Annotated in this window: 16 protein-coding genes; 8 read left to right on the forward strand and 8 right to left on the reverse strand. The window is 67.6% G+C overall.

Features of this window, described 5'->3' with window-relative positions:
* Window positions 1-11: 11 nt before the first annotated feature.
* The 8 genes from QOJ24_RS25625 (at window position 12) to QOJ24_RS25660 (ending at window position 10,795) form a co-directional block, all read left to right on the forward strand.
* Entirely contained in the window at window positions 12-821 is an 810-nt protein-coding gene (locus QOJ24_RS25625; protein WP_526266247.1) for an NUDIX hydrolase, read from the forward strand.
* Window positions 818-3,220, forward strand: a complete 2,403-nt coding sequence (locus QOJ24_RS25630) for a hypothetical protein (RefSeq protein ID WP_526266249.1) — start codon at window positions 818-820, stop codon at window positions 3,218-3,220. Before QOJ24_RS25625 ends, QOJ24_RS25630 begins: the two co-directional genes overlap by 4 nt.
* Window positions 3,221-3,339: 119 nt before the next feature.
* Window positions 3,340-7,014 carry a murein biosynthesis integral membrane protein MurJ gene (murJ, locus tag QOJ24_RS25635; RefSeq protein ID WP_526266292.1) on the forward strand — a complete coding sequence of 1,225 codons (3,675 nt, stop codon included), beginning with the start codon at window positions 3,340-3,342 and terminating at the stop codon, window positions 7,012-7,014.
* A 98-nt stretch (window positions 7,015-7,112) separates the two neighbouring features.
* Complete coding sequence (sigM, locus tag QOJ24_RS25640) at window positions 7,113-7,703, forward strand: RNA polymerase sigma factor SigM (protein ID WP_526266251.1); 591 nt, start codon at window positions 7,113-7,115, stop codon at window positions 7,701-7,703.
* 14 nt (window positions 7,704-7,717) lie between these two features.
* Window positions 7,718-8,077: a hypothetical protein gene (locus QOJ24_RS25645; protein ID WP_526266253.1), complete on the forward strand. Its 360-nt coding sequence runs from the start codon at window positions 7,718-7,720 to the stop codon at window positions 8,075-8,077.
* 73 nt (window positions 8,078-8,150) lie between these two features.
* Window positions 8,151-9,134 carry a thioredoxin-disulfide reductase gene (trxB, locus tag QOJ24_RS25650; RefSeq protein WP_526266254.1) on the forward strand — a complete coding sequence of 328 codons (984 nt, stop codon included), beginning with the start codon at window positions 8,151-8,153 and terminating at the stop codon, window positions 9,132-9,134.
* Window positions 9,131-9,472 carry a thioredoxin gene (trxA, locus tag QOJ24_RS25655; protein ID WP_526266256.1) on the forward strand — a complete coding sequence of 114 codons (342 nt, stop codon included), beginning with the start codon at window positions 9,131-9,133 and terminating at the stop codon, window positions 9,470-9,472. The genes trxB and trxA overlap by 4 nt, the downstream gene beginning before the upstream one ends.
* Window positions 9,473-9,610: 138 nt before the next feature.
* The gene (locus tag QOJ24_RS25660) at window positions 9,611-10,795 is read left to right on the forward strand and encodes an N-acetylmuramoyl-L-alanine amidase (protein WP_526266258.1); all 1,185 of its coding nucleotides are present in this window, start codon (window positions 9,611-9,613) and stop codon (window positions 10,793-10,795) included.
* A 4-nt stretch (window positions 10,796-10,799) separates the two neighbouring features.
* Here the strand turns inward: QOJ24_RS25660 and QOJ24_RS25665 are convergent, their stop codons facing one another.
* The 8 genes from QOJ24_RS25665 to rnpA all read right to left on the reverse strand — a co-directional run bounded on the left by QOJ24_RS25665 (window position 10,800) and on the right by rnpA (window position 16,828).
* On the reverse strand, window positions 10,800-11,573 hold the full coding sequence (locus QOJ24_RS25665; protein WP_526266259.1) for an acetyltransferase: 774 nt from the start codon (window positions 11,571-11,573) through the stop codon (window positions 10,800-10,802).
* Window positions 11,574-11,790: 217 nt separating this feature from the next.
* The gene (locus QOJ24_RS25670; protein ID WP_526266261.1) at window positions 11,791-12,759 is read right to left on the reverse strand and encodes a ParB/RepB/Spo0J family partition protein; all 969 of its coding nucleotides are present in this window, start codon (window positions 12,757-12,759) and stop codon (window positions 11,791-11,793) included.
* Window positions 12,756-13,718 (reverse strand): ParA family protein, encoded by a 963-nt coding sequence (locus QOJ24_RS25675; RefSeq protein WP_526266263.1) that lies wholly within the window; start codon window positions 13,716-13,718, stop codon window positions 12,756-12,758. Before QOJ24_RS25675 ends, QOJ24_RS25670 begins: the two co-directional genes overlap by 4 nt.
* Window positions 13,715-14,419: a 16S rRNA (guanine(527)-N(7))-methyltransferase RsmG gene (gene rsmG / locus QOJ24_RS25680; protein ID WP_526266265.1), complete on the reverse strand. Its 705-nt coding sequence runs from the start codon at window positions 14,417-14,419 to the stop codon at window positions 13,715-13,717. The genes QOJ24_RS25675 and rsmG overlap by 4 nt, the downstream gene beginning before the upstream one ends.
* A 56-nt stretch (window positions 14,420-14,475) precedes the next feature.
* Window positions 14,476-15,057: a Jag family protein gene (locus QOJ24_RS25685; RefSeq protein ID WP_526266267.1), complete on the reverse strand. Its 582-nt coding sequence runs from the start codon at window positions 15,055-15,057 to the stop codon at window positions 14,476-14,478.
* Between the two features lie 37 nt (window positions 15,058-15,094).
* Entirely contained in the window at window positions 15,095-16,153 is a 1,059-nt protein-coding gene (gene yidC / locus QOJ24_RS25690; RefSeq protein ID WP_526266293.1) for a membrane protein insertase YidC, read from the reverse strand.
* Between the two features lie 43 nt (window positions 16,154-16,196).
* On the reverse strand, window positions 16,197-16,472 hold the full coding sequence (yidD, locus tag QOJ24_RS25695) for a membrane protein insertion efficiency factor YidD (RefSeq protein ID WP_526266268.1): 276 nt from the start codon (window positions 16,470-16,472) through the stop codon (window positions 16,197-16,199).
* The gene (gene rnpA / locus QOJ24_RS25700; protein WP_526266270.1) at window positions 16,469-16,828 is read right to left on the reverse strand and encodes a ribonuclease P protein component; all 360 of its coding nucleotides are present in this window, start codon (window positions 16,826-16,828) and stop codon (window positions 16,469-16,471) included. Before rnpA ends, yidD begins: the two co-directional genes overlap by 4 nt.
* Window positions 16,829-16,847: the final 19 nt, after the last annotated feature.

A 16,847-nucleotide genomic window follows, 5' to 3' on the forward strand; every position in this document is an offset into this window, starting at 1 on the left:
CTATCGCTTGGGTGTCGGACGGCGAACAGGCCAAACCACGACGGCGCCGGGGGCGGCGGCGTGGTCGCCGCGCGGCAGGTCCACCCGACACCGCCGCTACCGCGCACAACAACAACGCGGTCGTGCCGGCCAACAACAAAGCCAACAACACGGCCAACAACAATGCGCCCGTCCCAGACGGCAGGCCCAAGCCGCACAAGCCGCGGGGCTCACGTCGCGGCCCGGACCGGCTGCGCACCGTGCACGAGACATCGGCGGGCGGCCTGGTCATCGACGGTATCGACGGCCCCAAGGACGGTCAGGTCGCGGCGCTGATCGGGCGCATCGACCGACGGGGCAGGATGCTGTGGTCGCTGCCCAAAGGCCACATCGAGCTCGGTGAGACAGCCGAACAGACCGCGGTTCGCGAGGTCGCCGAGGAGACCGGGATTCAGGGCAGCGTGCTGGCCGCGCTGGGCAGCATCGACTACTGGTTCGTTACCGAGGGCAGGCGGGTGCACAAGACGGTGCACCATTACCTGATGCGGTTCCTCGGCGGCGAGCTCTCCGACGAGGACGTCGAGGTCAGCGAGGTGGCCTGGGTGCCGCTCAAGGAGCTGACATCGCGATTGGCCTACGCCGACGAGCGCAAGCTCGCCGAGGTCGCCGACGAGCTGATCGCCAAACTGCACACCGATGGGCCCTCCGCGCTACCGCCGCTGCCGCGCAGCTCGCCGCGGCGGCGCGCCCAGACGCACTCGCACACCCGCAACCGACGTCCCGACGAAGCGGGCCCACCTAATCCGGGCCGACGGACGAACGGCTGCGGACCAGGGCCGTGACCGCCCGGCGGGGTTCCGGCACGGTGCTGCCTCGACTGCTCGCCGTGCTGGCGATACTTGTCCTGGGTGCCGTACCCGCGGTGTCACCGCACGCGGCCGCGGGCGAACCGGGTGCGACGCCGTTTTTGCAGGTGCGCATCGAACGCGTGACGCCGGAGGTGGTAACGACCACGAGCGAGCCCGTGGTCACTGTCTCGGGAACCGTGCTCAACGTCGGTGATCGGCCTGTCCGCGACGTGATGGTCCGCCTCGAGCATGCTGCGGCCGTCACATCCTCTGCGGGCCTGCGCACCAACCTGGGCGGCGCGAACGATCAATTCGAAGCGGTCGCGGACTTCATCACCGTATCCGCGGAATTGCAACGCGGCCAGAATGTTCCGTTCACGCTGACGGTTCCGTTGCGCTCACCGCGAGGCCACTCGCTCGGCATCGACGAGCCTGGGGTGTATCCGCTTCTGGTCAACGCCAACGGAACACCCGACTACGGTGCTCCCGCCCGCCTCGACGACGCGCGCTTCCTGTTACCGGTGATCGGGGTTCCGCCGGAACAGGCTGCGAACTCGTCGCCTGACGCGCTGGCCGACGTCGTCGCGCCCGACACGTCGAAACCCGTTCGCCTAACCCTGATCTGGCCGCTCGGCGACCGACCCCGGCTCGCGCCCGGCGTGCCGGGCGGGACGGCTCCGGTGCGACTGATCGACGACGAACTCGCCACCTCGCTGGCCAGCGGCGGGCGTCTCGACGGCCTGCTGTCCGCGGTCGATTTCGCGACCAGCCCGACCGTCGACCCCGGCGGCCAGGTACGCAGTGCCGTGTGTCTGGCCGTCGACCCCGATCTGCTGGTCACCGTGAACGCGATGACGACCGGGTATATCGTCGACGACGGACCCGACACCGGTCCCGCAACGCCGACACGCCCAGGAACGGGCCAGGGCGCCGCGGTGAACTGGCTCAATCGGCTCAGAACGCTGGCGCAGCGGACGTGCGTCGCGCCTGCGAACTACGCCCAGGCCGACCTCGACGCCCTGCAGCGGGTCGGTGACCCCGGCCTGAGTTCGACCGCCACCAACGGCGCAGGCGACATCGTCGACCAGATCCTCGGTGTCACCTCGACGCGGGGCGCCACGCTCGTCGGGGACGGCCCGCTGACCGGCCCGGCGGTTGCGCTCCTCTCCACCCAGGGCTCGACGGTCGCCGTCGCCGCGGCCAACCTGACCGCTGACGACTCGCAGAACGGCCAACAGGCCACCGCAGATGTCAGCGCCGTGCGCTACACCCCCGAAGTGGTCGCCGCGCCGTTCGACCCCACCGTGTCGGCCGCGTTGGCGGGCGTCGGGACCGATCCGTCGTCCCCGTCGTATCTCGATGCGGCGCTTGATGTTCCGATTCAACATGACTCGACGGTTGCCCGGCGCCAGGATGCGCTCGGCTCGCTGCTGTGGCGCACCCTTGCGACCGAGGCCCAGCCGCGCAGTCAGATCCTGATGCCCCCGATGGAATGGGGCGTGCAGGCCGACGACGCCGCGGCCATTCTGTCGGCAGTGGCTACCTCCATCCGGGCGGGTCTGGCCGCGCCGCGCCCGCTGACCGCGGTGATCGCGGAAAGCCAGGCGGTGCCGCAGCAAGACGCCCGTCGGGTGCCCGACAACGTGGCCGCGAACTCGCGGGCCCGCTTCGACGACGCGGTGACCTCGGGTATCGCCGCGACTACCGGCAGGCTGTGGGGACTCACCTCGGCGCTGACGGCCGACGAGCGCACTGGTCTGACCGGCACGCAGTACACGGCGCCTCTGCGCGAGGACATGTTGCGCGCGCTGAGCCAATCAGTGCCGCCCGACGCCCGCAACGGGATGGCTCAGGCCCGGTTGGCCAGAACGAGCGCCACCGTCAACGACCTGTTCCACGCGGTGACGATCGTCAACCCCGGCGGCTCCTACACCTTGGCCACCGAGCGCAGCCCGCTGCCTCTTGCGCTGCGCAACGACCTGCCCGTGCCGATCAGGGTCCGGCTACAGGTCGATGCGCCGCCGGGAATGTCGGTGACCGATATGGGCGAGATCGAGCTACCGCCCGGATACCTGCCGCTGCAGGTGCCGATCGAAGTGCACTTCACCCAGCGGGTGGCCGTCGACGTCGCCCTGCGTACCGCCGATGGCCTGCCGCTTGGCGAACCCGTACGGCTCTCGGTGCACTCCAACGCGTACGGCCAGGTGCTGTTCTTCATCACGCTGTCGGTGGGCGCGGTCCTCGTCGCACTCGCGGGCCGCAGGCTGTGGCACCGGTTCCGCGGGCAGCCCGATCGCGCCGACCTGGACCGCTCCGACCCGCTTGACACGGCGCTGGCCCATGACGACGAACCCGAACACGCGATCCATTCGGGCGAAGAGCTGGAGAAATGAACACGACCGGCCGGCCTTTCGGGCCGGCTCAGCCGCCGTTCGACCGGAGCGGCGTCCCGATGGGTCGACCGCCCATGCCCCCGCGTCACACTCCGCCGCCACCTCCGCCGCCACCGGGTATGCGCGGCTATCGACCGCCCCCACCACCACCGCCGGCGCCGCAGCGGACGCCACCGTCGCCACCACGGCAGCGCATCCCGCGGGGTCCGGCGCCGCGGCGACGCGCAGGCAGGCCCGAGCTGAGCGACGCCGCCGTGGTGTCGCGCTCCTGGGGGATGGCAGTCGCGACACTGGTCAGCCGCATCACCGGATTCACCCGCATCGTCCTTCTTGCGGCCATCCTCGGTGCCGCCCTGTCCAGCGCCTTCTCGGTGGCCAACCAGCTGCCCAACCTCGTGGCCGCGCTGGTGCTGGAAGCGACGTTCACGGCGATCTTCGTGCCGGTACTGGCCCGCGCCGAGCGCGACGACGCCGACGGCGGAACCGCATTCGTCCGCAGGCTCGTCACGCTGGCCACCGCGCTGCTACTGGTCGCGACGGTGGTGTCGGTGGCGGCGGCGCCGTTGTTGGTCCGGCTGATGCTGGGCAGCGATCCGCAGGTCAACCGATCACTGACGACCGCCTTCGCCTACCTACTGCTGCCGCAGGTGATCTTCTACGGCCTGTCATCGGTTTTCATGGCAATCCTGAACACCCGCAACGTATTCGGGCCGCCGGCCTGGGCGCCGGTGATCAACAACGTCGTCGCGATCGCGACGCTCATCCTTTACCTCGTTGTGCCGGGTGAGCTTTCGATTGATCCGGTCGAAATGGGCAATGCCAAGCTGCTGGTCCTGGGGATCGGCACCACGCTGGGCGTGTTCGCACAGACGGCCGTGTTGTTCATCGCGATCCGCAAGGAAGGGATCAGCCTGCGACCGCTCTGGGGTCTGGACGACCGCCTGCGTCGGTTCGGTGGGATGGCCGCGGCGATGGTGCTCTACGTGTTGATCAGCCAGGTCGGGCTGATCGTCGGGAACCAGATCGCCAGCGCGGCAGCGGCTTCGGGACCCGCCATCTACAACTACACCTGGCTGGTGCTGATGCTGCCATTCGGCATCATCGGCGTGACCGTGCTGACGGTGGTGATGCCGCGGCTGAGCCGCAACGCCGCGGCCAACGACACGTCTGCGGTACTCGCCGACCTCTCGTTGGCGACGCGACTGACCATGGTGACGCTGATTCCGATCGTGGCGCTCATGACCGTCGCGGGCCCGGCGATCGGCAGCGCGCTGTTCGCCTACGGCAATTTCGGCGACACCGACGCCGGCTATCTGGGCATGGCGATCACCCTCTCGGCGTTCACGCTGATCCCATACGCGCTTGTGCTGCTGCAACTGCGGGTCTTCTACGCCCGCGAACAACCATGGACGCCGATCGTGGTGATCATCGTCATCACTACGGTGAAGATCGCCGCGTCGCTGGCCGCACCTCACCTGACCGACGATCGGGAGTTGATTGCGGGATATCTCGGCCTTGCCAACGGGGTCGGCTTTCTGGCCGGTGCCATCGTCGGCTATATCCTGTTGCGCGCCAACCTGAACCCGCCGGGCGGACGGCTCATCAAGCTGGAGGTGGTCCGCACTGCCCTGGTCGCGACCGCCGCATCCCTGCTCGCCGGGTTGATCGCCCATGTTGCCGATCAGCTGCTCGGCCTCGAGTCGCTGACCAGTCACGGCGGCGGCGGATCCATGCTGCGGCTGCTGGTGCTGGGGTTGATGATGGCGCCGATCATCGGCGGCGTCATGCTGGCCGCCCGGGTGCCCGACGCGCAGGCTGCCCTCTCCGCGGCCCGGCGGCGGCTCGGCAGGACCCCGCAAGTAGCCGGGCCGCCGGTTGCACCGCCCGTCCGACCACGCTCAGGGGCCCCACTCCCGTACCCTGATCAGAGGAATTCGCTCGCGCCGCGGGGTCGCCACAGCCCGTCGGCCGCCTGGCGCGGGCCTCCGGCTTCGGTTGCCGGAGCCGGGATGCGGAAAGGACCAGCGGTGACCGACGACTCCGCAGGCGACTCCGCACCCCTGCCTGACAACGGCGCGACCACGAAGCTGCCGCGCCCAACCGCCGACGACTTCGAGCCCGACGTCGCTGTCGACGCGCCTACCGGGCCTGGCGAAGCGGCGGGTGGCGAGCAGCCGGATCCGGGAACGATGCCGGTCAGCACGGTGTCCCCGCCGACATCGGGCAGGCCGCCCGCCGACTACGGCGGCGACCCCAGCCGTGAAGGGCTGCCGTTCGATATCCCCCGCGAACCGGCGATCGAGGCCGCCACGTCCGACGAGGACGTGCACCTCATCCCCGGCGCCACCATCGCCGGCGGTCGATACCGGCTGCTTGTCTTCCATGGCGGACCACCCAATCTGCAGTTCTGGCAGGCGTTGGATACCGCACTGGATCGCCAGGTCGCGCTCACCTTCGTCGATCCGGAAGCCGCGCTGTCCGACGAGGACCTGCAGCAGATTCTCGACCGTACGCTGCGGCTGAGCCGGGTCGAGAGCCCCGGCATCGCCCGCATCCTCGATGTCGTGAACACGGGGTCGGGCGGCCTTGTCGTAAGCGAGTGGATTCGAGGCGGGTCACTGGAGGAGGTGGCGGAGACCTCGCCGTCGCCGATCGGCGGCGCCCGAGCGATGCAGACGCTCGCCGCGGCCGCCGAACAGGCGCACCGGTCGGGGGTCGCGTTGTCGATCGATCATCCCAGCCGGGTCCGGGTCAGCATCGAGGGCGATGTGGCGCTGGCGTTCCCCGCGACCATGCCGGAGGCCACGCCCGAGGACGACATCCGCGGCATCGGGGCGGCGCTGTATGCGCTTCTCGTGAACCGGTGGCCGCTGGCGGAGACCGGCGTCCGCAGCGGGTTGGCGCCTGCCGAGGTCGACGCGGCGGGCGAGCCGGTCGAGCCCCGCTCCATCGACCGCGAAATCCCGTTCCAGATCTCGGCCGCGGCCGCGCGATCGGTGCAGGAGGGCGGCGGCATCCGCACGGCACCCACGCTGCTTAATCTGTTGCAGCAGGCCACCGCCGTCGCCGACCGCACCGAGCTGATCAATCCCCTCGACGAGCCGCAGGCCCCCGTGAAACCCGCGACGGCCCCGGACAAGCCGGTTGACCCCGAGGCCGCCGCACGCAGACGCAAAGGACTGATCGTCGGTTTCAGTGTCGGCGGCGCCATCCTCGTCGTCGCGTTGATCGTGCTGGCCTCCGTGCTCAAGGGCATCTTCGGCGACGTCGGCGGATTCTCCTCCGACGAACTGGGCCTCAGTGCGCCGACGACTTCGGCGGATGGCGGCGGCGGTGGCGGCGGCACTGTCGTCAAACCCGTTAAGGTGACGGTGTTTTCGCCCGAGGGTGAAGCCGACGCGCCCGATGCGGCTCCGCTGGCGATCGACGGCAACACGTCCACGGTGTGGCCGATCGACACGTACAGCGATCCGGTACCGTTCCCCAATTTCAAGAACGGCGTCGGGCTGATGCTCCAGCTGCCACAGCCGACCACGGTCGGCGAGGTCACCGTCGACCTGAACAGCACCGGCACGTCGGTCGAGATCCGCTCGGCTCAGACGCCGACGCCGTCATCGCTGTCGGACACCACCGTGCTGACGCCGGCTACACCGCTGCGGCCCGGCTCCAACACCATCAAGGTGGACAACGCCTCCCCCACGTCCAACCTGTTGGTGTGGGTATCCACGCTGGGTCAGGTCAATGGCGAGAGCCGGTCCGACATCGCCGAGATCACCGTCAAGGCGGCGTCCTAGCCCGTCATCCCAAGGGAACCCCGCCCAGAACGCCATGTCAGCCGGGTTTGTGAAAACTGGTGCAAAATCGGGTGTCCCGGCGTGCTTAGGGTTCGGCTGTGGGGAGCCCCTGGGGAATTGCCGAGAACCAGCGCAGCGATGCCGAGTTGCTCGCCGCGCACGTCGCGGGTGATCGGTACGCCTTCGAGGAACTGTTCTACCGCCACCACCGGCAGTTGTACCGGTTGGCGATGATGACCAGCCGCAACCCGGACGACGCCGCCGACGCGCTGCAGGATGCGCTGTTGTCCGCACACCGCAGAGCGGGGTCGTTTCGCCGCGACGCCGCGGTGAGCAGCTGGCTGTACCGCATCGTCGTCAATGCATGCCTGGACCGACTGCGCCGCAACAAGTCCCATCCCACAACGGAACTCAAGGACGACAACTGCGCTGTGGGTGACCACGGTCCGCGGGTGGATACCGCGATCATGGTGGAACGCGCGCTGATGCGGCTGCCTGTCGAACAGCGGGCCGCGGTCGTCGCCGTCGACATGCAGGGCTACTCGGTGGCCGAAACCGCGCGGATGCTCGGGGTGGCAGAGGGCACGGTGAAAAGTCGCTGCTCGCGTGCCCGCGCCAAGCTGGCCGAAGCGCTCGGGTACTTCGACAGCAGGGCGCCCGTGCCCGACCGCCGCGGCGCGATGCAGTGAGTCACTATTGAGCGGTGCACAGCGGTGATGCCGGGCTTCCGCAGGACCGGGTCCGCCGCGCCCTCGGTCGGCTCGGAGCCGACGCCGATTCGGCGCCACCCGTACCGCCTGGTGTCACCGCCCGGATCGCCGAGGCCCTGCGCGCCGCGCCACCGGCACATGCGGCGCGGTCCACACCTCGCATCGGTCGGCTCCGAATAATCGGCATGGTCATCGGCACCGGCGCGGCGGCCGTGTTGATCGTCTGCGCGCTGCTCATGCACAGCAGTCCACCAACCCCGCCGCTTCCCACCGGACCAACCGCCGAGCGCATGACGATATCGGTGTCCAGCGTGACTCCCGACACGCCCAAAGCCGTGAACACACCGCGGTAGTGCATGCAGCCGCCGATTCGGGAACACCCCGGCTTACCCTGGTGTTTGAATTTTTGCAGGCAGAAAGGCTCGCATGACTTCTCACCCTAACGTTCACGACGTGATCGTCATCGGCTCCGGGCCGGCCGGCTACACCGCGGCCGTCTACGCCGCGCGTGCCCAGCTCACGCCGCTGGTGTTCGAGGGAACGCAGTTCGGTGGCGCCCTGATGACGACGACCGAGGTGGAGAACTACCCCGGCTTCCGCGACGGCATCACCGGGCCCGAGCTGATGGACCAGATGCGCGAACAGGCGCTGCGATTCGGCGCAGACCTGCGCATGGAGGACGTCGACGAGGTATCGCTGGACGGGCCGGTGAAATCGGTCACCGTCGGCGGCGAGACCTACCAGGCGCGCGCGGTCATCCTCGCGATGGGCGCCGCAGCACGTCACCTCGGGGTTCCCGGCGAGGACAAGCTTCTCGGCATGGGTGTCAGCACCTGTGCCACCTGCGACGGCTTCTTCTTCCGTGACCAGGACATCGCCGTCGTCGGCGGTGGCGACTCCGCGATGGAGGAGGCCACCTTCCTGACCCGGTTCGCCCGCAGCGTCACCCTGATCCACCGCCGCGAGGAGTTCCGCGCATCGCGGATCATGCTGGAGCGCGCCAAGGCCAACGACAAGATCACGTTCCTGCTGAATACGCAGGTCCTCGAGGTCGAAGGCGACAACCGGGTGACCGGCGTGCGAGTGCGCAACAGCGCCACCGGCGAGGAGTCCACGTTGTCCGTCACCGGTGTGTTCGTCGCGATCGGTCACGACCCGCGCTCCGAACTCGTCCGCGGCCAGGTCGACGTCGACGCCGATGGATATGTCGTGGTGCGTGATCACACCACCAGCACGTCGATCGAAGGTGTCTTCGCCGCGGGCGATCTGGTCGACCACACCTACCGCCAGGCGATCACCGCTGCGGGCACAGGATGTTCGGCCGCTATCGACGCCGAGCGCTGGCTCGCCGAAACTGCCACTGGCACAACACAAACCACGGACACCGACCTGATTGGAGCACAACAATGACCGGCACAGAGAAGACCAGCAAGACGGTCAACGTCACAGACGACTCGTTCTCCGACGACGTCCTGTCGAGCAGCACCCCGGTGTTGGTCGATTTCTGGGCCACCTGGTGCGGACCGTGCAAGATGGTCGCCCCGGTGCTCGAGGAGATCGCCGGCGAGAAAGCCGGTTCGCTGACGGTCGCCAAGCTTGACGTCGACGCCAACCCCGCCACGGCGAGGGACTTCCAGGTGGTGTCGATTCCGACGATGATCCTGTTCAAGGACGGCAAGCCGGTGAAGCGCATCGTCGGTGCGAAAGGCAAGGCTGCGCTGCTGCGCGAACTGACGGATATCGCTTAAAGCCCTGGTCGTTACCGGCGGTGACCCGCCTGGCGTTTTCCTGAATCGGCCGTGCTTCTGAGATAATTCCGCATAGTCTGTCCTGCAATCGTCATCGCGGGACCCCCGCTGATATGCGCTATCGAAAGGGCCCCCGTTATGTCGAGTCTGCGTCGAGGTGACCGCGGAGGTGCGGTTGCCGAGATCCGGACCGCGCTCGCGGCGCTGAGGCTGGTGGACAACCCGGACGAGGACCTGAGCACGGGCAGGCACGTCGCCGCCGACTATTTCGACCTCGAGCTCGACGAGGCCGTCCGCGCGTTCCAGCAGCACCGGGGCCTGCTCGTCGACGGCATCGTGGGCGAAGCGACGTATCGGGCGCTGAAAGAGGCGTCCTACCGTCTCGGAGCGCGCATCCTCAGCCACCAGTTCGGGGCGCCGATGTACGGCGACGACGTGGCCACTCTGCAGGCGCGGCTCCAGGACCTCGGCTTCTACACCGGGCTGGTGGACGGACATTTCGGGCTGATGACTCATAACGCGCTGATGTCCTACCAGCGCGAGTACGGCATGGCGCCCGACGGTATCTGCGGTCCGGAGACGTTGCGCTCGCTGTACTTCCTTGGATCCCGGGTCACCGGCGGCTCCATTCACGCGATCCGCGAGGAGGAGCTGGTCCGACGGTCCGGTCCGCGGCTGTCCGGCAAGCGCATCATCATCGACCCGGGCCGCGGCGGCAGCGACAACGGGTTGATCATGCAGAGCTCGGCGGGTCCGATCAGCGAGGCCGACATCCTCTGGGACCTGGCCAGTCGGCTCGAGGGCCGGATGACGGCCATCGGCATGGAGACCTTCCTGTCCCGACCGCCCACCCATAGCCCGTCAGATGCCGACCGGGCCACGACCGCCAACACGGTCGGCGCAGACCTGATGATCAGCCTGCGGTGCGCCACCCACCCAAGCACGTCGGCGAACGGCGTCGCCTCCTTCCACTTCGGCAACTCACACGGTTCGGTGTCGACCATCGGCCGCAACCTCGCCGACTTCATACAGCGAGAAGTGGTGGCGCGCACGGGTTTACGAGACTGCCGGACGCATGGACGGACGTGGGACCTGCTGCGGCTGACCCGGATGCCCACTGTGCAGGTGGACGTCGGCTACATCACCAATCCCCGGGACCGCGACATGCTGGTTTCCAACCAGGCCCGCGACTCGATCGCCGAAGGCATCCTCGCGGCGGTCAAACGGCTCTACCTGCTGGGCAAGAACGACCGCCCCACCGGCACATTCACCTTCGCCGAACTGCTCGCACACGAGCTGTCGGTGGAGGCAGGCCGCAGCTAGTCGGTCAGCAGATACCCGCGCCCGCACCAACGGGCTGCTTCAACGTGTCGGATTCCAGCAGTCGCTCCAGTGCGGCCTCGACCTCGGCCTTCCAGCCCAGGCCGCTCTCCAGCTCAAGTCGGAGCCGCGGGAAGTAGCGGTGTTTCGACACTTCCACGAACCCGACCTGCTCGAGAAAATCCACGTCGAGGACGCATTGGTCCACCGAGCAGTCACCGAGCACCTCCACCACCGGCCGGAGTTCTGCGGGCACCCGTCGGGGATCGACGAATTCCACCGTCGCCTCGGTACGGCCGAACGCTTCAAGTGCCCGCACGCCGCGGCGCACCAAATCCGCGACAACCGACACGATCAGCCCGTGGGACAGGCCGCCGGCACTCAGATCGTCGCCGCTTCGCGCCTGCGCGCCCTCCACCCCGAGGGAGGTGAGCAAGACCGCGTCGGCGCTCACCGGTCCGCTCGGAAAAAGCCGCGCCCGTGGCACGACACTCGGCGGAGCGTAGAACGCGTAGCCGAGGCAGGGCTGGTCATCGCTTGCCGCGTCGTCGTCGGTCGCATCGGTGCGGCTGCCCGCCGGCGCGCTCGAAGCGATCTGGCCGCACGACCCCCACTCCAGCATCACCATCGACAGCCAGGCTTCCTTCTCGAATTCCGGGTCGGACAGATGATCCTCGGCACCGAGCGTTGAGGGATCCACCTCCCAGAACACACATCGGCGCGCGTGCTTGGGCAGCTGCTCGAAGGCTTCGAGGCGCAGGGGCGTGATTCGCGCTGACACTAGACTTCCCGGGTTCCAGGCGGCGCCGCTATCTGTGACCGCTCCTCCAGAATAGGAGGATGCAGCCCGGACGGCCCCCTTTTGGCGCGCTGGCTCACCCGCCGCAACCCGCTTCACCAAAGGCGTTGCCCCACATCACGATTCCCGCGGTGGGCACGGGCTCGGGCCCGGGCCGTGATCGATGTGTCACAGTGACGTAATTTCCCCGTGTCCTAGGTCAGGCGTTCGCAGAGTTCATTAGGTCGACTATGCGCTGTAGGTCGTCGACCGACCCGAACTCGACGACGATCTTGCCCTTGCGTTTGCCCAAGCTGACCGTGACGCGAGTGTCGAAGGCGGTCGACAGCCGTTCAGCAACATCTTGCAGGCCCGGCATGTGGATGGGCTTGCGGCGCGGTGCGGACGGGGTGGAGGTGTCTTCCCGATTCGCCAGCATGACGGCTTCTTCCGTCGCGCGCACCGACAGGCCCTCGGCGACGATGCGCGCGGCGAGCTCCTCCTGCGCCTCCGGTCCGGCGTCGAGCGAGAGCAGTGCCCGCGCGTGGCCCGCCGACAGCACGCCCGCGGCGACGCGGCGCTGCACGGCGATAGGTAGACGCAGCAGGCGGATCATGTTCGTGATCAACGGCCGAGACCGCCCGATGCGCGCCGCAAGCTCGTCGTGGGTTACCTCGAATTCGTCGAGCAGCTGCTGGTACGCCGCAGCCTCTTCGAGGGGGTTCAGCTGTGCCCGGTGGATGTTCTCCAACAAGGCGTCTCTCAGCATGCTGTCGTCGGCGGTCTCCCGCACGATCGCCGGAATCGTCGCCAGCCCCGCCTCTTGGGCGGCGCGCCAGCGTCGCTCCCCCATCACCAGCTGATAGCGCCCCGGCTGTCCGGACATACCACGCACCACGATGGGTTGCATCAGTCCGAATTCTTTGATGGAGTGCACCAGTTCGGCGAGTGCTTCTTCGTCGAACACCTGACGCGGCTGCCTCGGGTTCCGCTCGATCGCGGACGGATCTATTTCCCGGTAGACAGCGCCGACCGAGCTCGGCTGCGGCGCCCCGCCCAAGACGACGTCCGCGGCGGCGTCACCCATCCGATGCCCCATCGAGGCCGAGTTGGAATCTTCGGGGCCCGTCGGGATCAACGACGCGAGGCCGCGTCCGAGCCCGCTCCTCTTCCGCGATGGCTGCGTCATCGGTTTTGTCCTCTCTGCGCGGCGCCCCGTTCAGCAAGCTCGCGACTGGCATCCATGTAGCTCAACGCACCGCGCGAGCCCGGGTCGTAATTCAGGATCGTCATTCCGTATCCCGGCGCCTCGGACACCTTCACGCTTCGCGGGATGACCGTACCGAGCACCTTCTCTCCGAAGTGCGCGCGGACGTCGGCCGCGACCTGGTCGGCCAGTCTCGTCCGGCCGTCGTACATGGTCAGGATGACGGTCGAGACATCGAGTCTCGGGTTGAGGTGCGCCTTGACCATTTCAATGGTGCGCAGCAACTGGCCCACTCCCTCGAGGGCGTAGTACTCGCACTGAATCGGGATCAACACCTCGGGCGCCGCGACGAGTGCGTTGATCGTCAGCAGGCCCAACGACGGCGGGCAGTCAATGAACACGTAGTCGAAGTCGTGGTTTTGGAGTTCCGCGAGGGCGGTGCGTAGCCGACCCTCACGCGCGACCATGCTGACCAACTCGATCTCAGCGCCGGCTAGCTCGATGGTGGCAGGGACGCAGAACAATCGCTCGCTGTGCGGACTCCGTTGCAGAGTTTCTTGCAACGGAGTTTCGCCGATCAACACCTCGTAGGACGACGGCGTGCCGGGGTGATGGTCGACGCCGAGAGCGGTGCTGGCGTTGCCCTGTGGGTCGAGGTCGATAACCAGAACCTTCAGGCCCTGCAACGCGAGCGCGGCTGCGACGTTGACGGCCGTGGTCGTCTTGCCGACGCCGCCCTTCTGGTTGGCGATGGTGAATACCCGTTGGTTCACCGGCCGGGGCAGGCGCGTCTCGGCGTGCAGGAGGCGCACAGCGCGCTCGGCTTCCGCGCCGATCGGAGTGTCGATGACATCGTCCGACACCCATGTTTCACGTGAAACATTGGCACCTCCGGTGGTGCCCATCGGCGGCACAGCGCTACCCTCCGACACTGGATTCATCCCCTTCTCCTGCCCGCTCGTCGTGTCGACCGGCGATGTGCCGGCACCGATTCCCCGCGCCTCGCGATGACCACGGTGGCGGGCGGATCCAAGAAGGCCTCTCCGCATATCACCACCCTGGCATCCACCACACCGAGCGACTCCATCACACGCCGATGCTCGTCCAGCTCGCCCGCCGCCCGTTCGCCCTTGATAGCCAACATCCGCCCCCCTGATCGGAGCAGCGGCGCGCTCCACCTTGTCAGCTTGTCCAACGAGGCCACCGCTCTGGACACGACCGCGTCCATCTCCCCCACTTGTTGCCGTACGGCTTGTTCTTCGGCTCGGCCACGGACAACGGCGACATCCACGCCGAGGTCGTCGATGACCTCTCGGAGGAAATCAGAGCGCCGCAGAAGCGGCTCGATCAGTGTCACCCGCAAGTCCGGCCGGGCCAACGCTAACGGTATCCCCGGAAGGCCGGCTCCACTACCGATGTCGGCAATCTGCTCTCCGGTGTCGAATAATTCGCTGAGTGCCGCACTGTTGAGCACGTGACGATCCCACAGTCGACCCGCCTCGCGGGGGCCGATGATCCCGCGTTCCACGCCGTCCCCGGCCAGGATCTCCGCGTATCGCCGGGCGAGCGCTACGCGGTCACCGAACACCGCGCCGGCACCTTCCGGGGGTTCGGAGACGTCCACATGTTTCACGTGAAACATCCTCCGGATCCCCGCGCCGATTAGGCGGCGCCTCGAACTACACCGATGTAACTCCGTCAGTCCACGAGGACGACGACCCGGCGCGCAGGCTCCACGCCTTCGCTCTCGCTGCGCACGCCGTCCACAGCCGCCACCGCGTCGTGCACGATCTTGCGCTCGAACGGCGTCATCGGCGACAGCTGCTCCCGCTCGCCCGAGTCCAATACCCGTCGCGCTACCTTGTCGCCGAGCGCGGCCAGTTCCTCGCGACGCTTACGTCGCCAGCGAGCAATGTCCAGCATCAGCCTGCTGCGCTCGCCGGTCTTCTGATGAACCGCAAGCCGAGTCAGTTCTTGAAGCGCGTCGAGCACCTCGCCCTTGCGGCCGACGAGCTTGGCCAGATCCTCGCCGCCATCGATGCTCACGACCGCGCGGTCGCCCTCCACGTCCAGGTCGATGTCGCCGTCGAAGTCGAGCAGGTCGAGCAGCTCCTCGAGATAGTCACCGGCGATCTCGCCCTCTGCGACGAGGCGGTCCTCCAGGTCCTCCCCGGACGCCGTCACCGATTCGCCGCCGTTCTGTGATGCTTCCGATTCCGCGGCGTCGGTTTCGGTCTGCTCATCGCGCTCGCTGGTGATGGGGTCGTCGAAGTCAGTCATCTGTTGTCATCTCCTCATTCGCCGGGTTGGGGTCCGGTCAACGCTTTCGCTTCTTGGGACGCGCGCCTGGCCGTGGTGTCGCCCCCGGCTTCGGTGTGCGGTTGCCTCCATTGTTCGTGCTCGGCTTCGCCGAATTGCCGCTGTCGGACTCTCCGTCGGTGAGCTCGCTTGCCGAACTCTCGGTCACCTCGAAGGCGTCAGGCGCGACGCCGTCGGTCGGTGGCGTCTCGCCCTTCCGCGCGCGTTTCGGCTTGGCGCCCGGCGGCGGTGCATTGGCCGCACGTCGTTCGATCGCCTCGAGCTTCTTCGCCTCTTCTTCCTTCTCGATGCGCCCGAACACGTAGTGCTGTTGACCGAAGGTCCAGATGTTGTTGGCGAACCAGTACAGGATGATGGCGAGCGGTAGGAACGGGCCGCCGACCACAACACCGAGCGGGAACACGTACAGCGCCAGCTTGTTCATCATCGCTGTCTGCGGATTGGCCGCCGCCTCCGGACTCTGGCGCGCCACCGATGCCCGGCTGTTGAAGTACGTCGCGACGCCCGCCGCGATCATCAGGGGCACTCCCACGGCGATCACCGACACGCGGTTGAACTCGGTGAACGCGTCCAGGCCCGTCTTCTGAATCATGTTGGCGCCCAACGGCGCGCCGAACAGATTGGCATCGAGGAAGTGCGCGACGTCGGTGGCGCTGAAGACGTAGTTGCCCAGCGACCGGTTCAGCTCCGGAGACAGCTTCGGCTGACCGAAGCCGCCTTGGGTTCGGTTGAACGACCGCAACACGTGGTAGAGCCCGAGAAACACCGGGATCTGAGCCAGCATCGGCAGGCAGCCCAGGATCGGGTTGAACCCGTGCTCGCGTTGCAGCTTCTGCATTTCCAGCGCCATCCGCTGGCGGTCCTTGCCGTACTTCTTCTGCAGCGCCTTGATCTGCGGCTGCAACTCCTGCATCTGCCGCGTCGTGCGGATCTGGCGGACAAACGGCTTGTACAGAATCGCGCGGAGGGTGAAGACCAGGAACATCACCGACAGTCCCCACGCGAAGAAGTTCGATGGCCCCAGCAGCAAGCCGAAAAGCTTGTACCAGGCCCACATGATCGCCGACACCGGGTAATAGATGATGTCCAGGCTGAACCAGTTAAACAACCGACTTGCTCCTAGCGTCGTCGACGGCGGCACTCTCCGGGTTTGGCCCGCGGCGCTCGGGTATTGGGTCCCATCCTCCCCGATGCCACGGACCACACTTCGCCAGCCTGACTGTCGCCAGCCAGCCGCCGCGGATCAGCCCGTACTCGCTCAGCGCCTCGACCGCATACTGACTGCAGGTGGGGCTGAACCGGCACGTGGGCAAGCGCAGCGGGGAGACGGTGTTGCGATACAGCTGGATGAGAAAGATCAGGGCACGCGACATCATCGCCGAGTCCCGTCGAGCAACTGTGCGCGCTTGAGCGCCACCCTCAGCTGCTGTTCGAGCCGGGCCGAAATGGCGTACCTGCTACTCGGAAGCGCCCGTATCACGACTCGGTCGGCCGGGTGCAGCTCCGTTATGACCGCCCGCGCGACGTGCCGCAGACGTCGGGCCACCCGGTGTCGTTGCACAGAATTGCCGACCTTCTTGGCGACTACCAGTCCCACCTTCGGGCCGGCCTCACCCGCCCCGCCGCATCGCCGTGCGTGCACAACGATGTCGGGCTGCACTGCGCGCACCCCTTGGTTGACTGTCGCACCGAATTCCGTAGACCGCGTCATCCGGTTCTGCGCCGGAAGCACCGCGCTAGATCCTGCGTCT

Source organism: Mycobacterium sp. (genome assembly GCF_032159775.1).
In the GTDB taxonomy this organism is placed as follows: Bacteria; Actinomycetota; Actinomycetes; order Mycobacteriales; family Mycobacteriaceae; genus Mycobacterium.